Source organism: Mongoliibacter sp., from assembly GCF_007692705.1.
Lineage (GTDB): Bacteria > Bacteroidota > Bacteroidia > Cytophagales > Cyclobacteriaceae > Mongoliibacter.
In genome coordinates this window covers 1-4,618 of record NZ_REBN01000053.1, presented here as the reverse complement: position 1 = coordinate 4,618, position 4,618 = coordinate 1, and the positions used below count along the sequence as shown (strand labels likewise).

5 protein-coding genes are annotated in these 4,618 nt (G+C 43.5%); all 5 read left to right on the top strand.

Annotated elements, in window-relative coordinates:
- The coding region (locus tag EA341_RS00890) for a hypothetical protein (protein WP_293010793.1) at window positions 1–412 on the top strand (412 nt) is incomplete at its 5' end.
- 2 nt (window positions 413–414) lie between these two features.
- On the top strand, window positions 415–783 hold the full coding sequence (locus tag EA341_RS00885; protein WP_293010792.1) for a hypothetical protein: 369 nt from the start codon (window positions 415–417) through the stop codon (window positions 781–783).
- 779 nt (window positions 784–1,562) lie between these two features.
- Window positions 1,563–3,269 (top strand): GMC family oxidoreductase, encoded by a 1,707-nt coding sequence (locus tag EA341_RS00880; protein ID WP_293010791.1) that lies wholly within the window; start codon window positions 1,563–1,565, stop codon window positions 3,267–3,269.
- Window positions 3,270–3,280: 11 nt separating this feature from the next.
- Entirely contained in the window at window positions 3,281–3,874 is a 594-nt protein-coding gene (locus tag EA341_RS00875; protein ID WP_293010790.1) for a gluconate 2-dehydrogenase subunit 3 family protein, read from the top strand.
- 494 nt (window positions 3,875–4,368) lie between these two features.
- Window positions 4,369–4,618, top strand: a 250-nt coding sequence (locus EA341_RS00870) for an FAD-dependent oxidoreductase (RefSeq protein WP_293010789.1), incomplete at its 3' end; no start/stop codon positions are given.

The window sequence follows — 4,618 nt, the reverse complement described above, 5'->3', positions numbered from 1 at the left end:
CCTCCGCTTCGATATCGACAAAGTCTTTAACCTTGTCAAAGCTTCCATGCATCAGGAAGCTTGCAAACGAGGGATTAATGGTAATGCTCTCTTTCAAGACTGCTATACTGGTAAGACTTGGAATGGTGGCGAGGCTTATGATTATGAACATATTTATGGTTCGGAATGGGTGCATTCGGCTTATAAGCATTTACTGACGGATGAGGAGATCGCTTTGGTGGTGAATTGCCCTGAAAATGTAGCAGTTACTTCCCGTAGTATCAATCAATCCAAAGGCAAGACCTCCCCTGAAGTATGGTTTGCCAATCCTAGAAATATTGAAAACCATGGCATTGACCTCAAACTGGCCCAGGAAAATATCAAAAAAGCCAAAGCTGGGATAGAGAAAAAAGTGAAGGAACTTAGCCGTTAAGCATGACTGTACTGACCATTCTGGCTTATATTCTGGGCTTTGCCTTATTTGTGTTTATAGGTTTTGCACTGTGGCAATATGGTCGGGAAAATTACGGATTCAATATCTATGGTCTGGGTACGGTTATCAGAGGTTTGATCAGTTATGTTGCGCTTTATTTCGCTATAATGATTGATACGCCTGATGACCGCTTGGTGCTTCTGATTATTGTTGGGGTGCTATGGCTTTGGACTTTTGTGCTAACGCTTATCAGAACAAATATCCTGATTGCTGTATTGGCATTGATCTATCAGGCCATAGCTGCTATAGGTTTTTATTTTTTACTGAATCAGGCGGTAAGGATCTTTTATGGTGTGAAGGGGAAATTTTAGTAGCGGTTCACGCAAAACTTGTCCCGATCTTAGGAAGGAGGCAAAGGTGCTAAAGCTCGCAGAGAAAAGGGTTTTGCTCGCAAAGGCGCCAAGAGGCAAAGAATAAATAAAGATTTTTTCTGCGTAAATCTGCGAAATCTGCGGGAGTAAATCATTCTTTGGATATGAGTGCGGACACTTACATCAGCAGTCAAAGGAAAATCATCTGTGGGAATCCTTGACTTGTCATTGTAAAAACCAAAAGACCTCTCCTGCGTCGAGGTGACAAGGTAAGGTTGGTTTTACTTCTTACCCTTATTCTATTTATCTGCGCAAATCCGCGAAATCTGCGGGAGTAAATCATACTTTGGATATGAGTGCGGACACTCACATCGGCGGTCAAAAAAAAATCATCTGTGGAAATCCGTGGCCATCTGTGGTCAATTTTTATTATCAGACTTCTCTTGCTAAGAGGTGAATAGCGTTAAATTCAAGTGTTGATCCAAATATCATTTTGCTATAGGATTAAGGTGCTTTTGGAAGCTTCACCCTCCACTTCACCGTACCCAAATCTAAAATCTGAAATCTAAGATCTAAAATTTTAAAGTTTCCCCTGCACTTTCCCTCTGCAGTAAAAAATAAGCGTTCAGCCTCGTAAATCATACTTCCGAATTTCCCCCACATATATTGACATTTTATTTCGCTCAATTGACCATCCATAGAATCAGTTTTTTTTGGAAATACTTTTTCACTACTTTAATTATCCAATCCATCAATTAACCTTATTAAACCCTAATCGAATGAGTAACCTCAATATCAAAGCAGTGGCAGAAAACACCTATGATGCCATTGTGGTAGGTTCAGGAATCAGTGGAGGCTTCGCTGCCAGAGAGCTATGCGAAAAAGGCCTTAAAACCCTGGTTCTGGAAAGAGGCCGACTGGTCACCCACCTACAGGATTACCCTACCATGCAAAAAGATCCTTGGGATTTTGAAAACCATGGGAGACTTACACACCAGGAACGCGAAGACTACTATGTACAGGCCCGTTCCGGTTTCATCAATGAAGACAACAAACATTTTTACCATAACGACAAGGCCGATCCATATATAGAAAAGCAACAGTTTGACTGGATCCGCGCAGACAATACCGGTGGCCGCTCCCTGATCTGGGGAAGACAGTGTTACCGTTGGTCTGACCTGGACTTCGCAGCAAATGCCAAGGAAGGGATTGCCATAGACTGGCCAATCCGCTACAAAGACATTGCCCCATGGTACGATTATGTGGAAAAATATGTGGGTGTATCCGGTCAAGCCATGGGCTTGGACCATGTGCCTGATGGGCAGTTTTTGCCTCCTATGGAGTTGAATTGTCTGGAAAAACACATTAAAAAAGAAATTGAAGCCAAGTTCCCTTTCCGATATATGACCATTGGCAGGGTGGCGAACCTGACCCGCGAACACAATGGCCGTGGGGCCTGTCAATCCCGTAACCGTTGTCACAGGGGTTGTCCTTATGGGGCGTATTACAGCTCCGTTTCGGTGAGTCTTCCCGATGCAGCCAAAACCGGCAATATGACCCTGAGACCCAATTCAGTGGTACATTCCGTGATTTACGATGAGGCTTCAGGAAAAGCCACAGGTGTAAGGGTTGTGGACCGGGAAAGTAAGGAAATGATAGAGTATCATGCACGCATCATTTTCCTCAATGCATCCGCTCCCGCTACTGCACAGATTATGCTGAATTCTACCTCAGACCGTTTTCCAAATGGCTTGGGTAATGACTCCGGCGAACTTGGACACAACATCATGGATCACCATTACCGACTGGGTGCCGCAGGTACTTTTGACGGTTTTGAAGACCAATATTACAAAGGGCGCAGACCAAACGGCATCTATATTCCAAGGTTCAGAAATATCAACGAACAGACCAAAATGAAGGAATTTGTAAGGGGTTATGGCTATCAGGGAAGTGCTTCAAGGGCTAATTTTGGCAGAGGAGCCAACAGCAAAGAATTTGGTGCAGACTTCAAAGACAACATGATGCAGGCAGGTCCTTGGACATTTGGCATGACTGGTTTCGGAGAAATACTTCCTTATCACGAAAATCAGATGTACCTCAGCAAGGAAGAAACAGATGAATTTGGTATTCCAAAGATGGTATTTGATGCCAGCTACAAGGAAAATGAGATGACCATGCGGGAGTTTATGAAGACGGATGCTGCTGAAATGTTGGAAGCTGCAGGCCTGAAAAATGTACATACTTATGACAATAGCGGTGCCATAGGAATAGGGGTCCATGAAATGGGTACAGCCAGAATGGGACGGGACCCTAAGACCTCAGTACTCAATGGCAACAATCAGCTACATGCTGTTCCTAATGTTTTTGTGACCGATGGGGCTTGCATGACTTCTTCAGGAACGCAGAATCCTTCCATCACTTATATGGCTTTAACAGCCAGGGCAGTGGATTTCGCCATGAAAGAAATGAACCGTAGTAACCTTTAAATTCAGAAACGATGAACAGAAGAGAAGCCCTCAAGGGCACAGCCATGATATTCGGATATGCATTGACAGGGTCTACGGTGGCGACCCTGATGCAGTCCTGTGAGTCTGGTGCAAAGCTAGACTGGAATCCCCAAGTGCTGAGTAAGGAACAAGCACAAATACTTTCTCAAATTGTTGACAGGATATTGCCTGCAACCGATACTCCCGGAGCATTGGATGTAGGTGTGGATCAATTCGTAGACCGCATGCTGTACAATGTATTCCCAGAAGTGATCCAAAAAGGTTTTGCAGGCGGAATTGATACATTCAACCAGGAGGCCAAAAACGAGCACGGAAAAGATTTTGTAAAATTAGATGGTGAACAACAGGATGAGGTAATCAGGGCTTTTGAAGAGAAATCAGGACCTCTGCCTGGCTCCATGTGGGGATTTTCATTTGGAGAACCGAAGGAATTTCCTTTTTACAGGATGATGAAGGAGTTGGCGCTACTGGGTTATTTCCACTCCGAAAAAATCGGAAAAGAAGTCTTGGCCTATAATCCTATTCCTGGGCCTTATGAAGGATGTATTCCTTATTCGGATGTGGGGAAGATTTGGACGGAATAGGAAATGATATAAGCTTCGCGAAATAAGGTTGAAATATGCCTACGGCGAAATAGTTTAAGATTTAGAGGTTTTATTGAATAGGTATTGTTAGATATGGAAAGATATTAATGGATACTAGATACTCATTGATATAAGCTTTGCGAAATATGCTTCGCGAAATCGGAGTGAAACGGAGATCCCGATAACAAAGTGATTCGGGATAAGGTTGAAATATGCCTACGGCGATATAGATTTAGATTTTTGAGGTTTTCTTATTTGATTATCAGATTTCGAAATCTTTCTTTATTCTATTCCTATAAATGATTTATTGAGGAAAATGATAAAGCTACTTTTTTTCTTGGCAAAAAAAGTAGCCCAAAAAGCCAAGACGGCGGAATCCTATCCGCGCACAAGGCCAGCGCTGGCCTCCCGTACGTACGGGACCGTCACTCCTCCCCGCATCCCTCAATGGAGAGGTATTATAATTTCAAAGTTTTTTAAAAAATTTGGCTTATGTGCAAGAAAAGGTATTTATGGTGACCAGTTTCAAAACATACGACATCGCCGTAATAGGACTGGGGGCATTGGGATCCTCAGCGCTTTGGCATTTGAGCAAATCGGGGAAAAGGATTGTGGGTATAGATCAGTTTTCCCCTCCCCACGAGATGGGGTCTTCTCATGGGGAAACGAGGATTACCAGACTGGCGGTGGGGGAAGGGATGGATTTTGTACCCATAGTCAAAAGGTCCCATCAGATTTGGAATG

Excerpts from the sequence above, each read along its gene's own strand:
- EA341_RS00885 (WP_293010792.1), top strand. The coding sequence starts at position 415 with ATGACTGTACTGACCATTCTGGCTTATATTCTGGGCTTTGCCTTATTT.
- EA341_RS00880 (WP_293010791.1), top strand. The coding sequence starts at position 1,563 with ATGAGTAACCTCAATATCAAAGCAGTGGCAGAAAACACCTATGATGCC.
- EA341_RS00875 (WP_293010790.1), top strand. The coding sequence starts at position 3,281 with ATGAACAGAAGAGAAGCCCTCAAGGGCACAGCCATGATATTCGGATAT.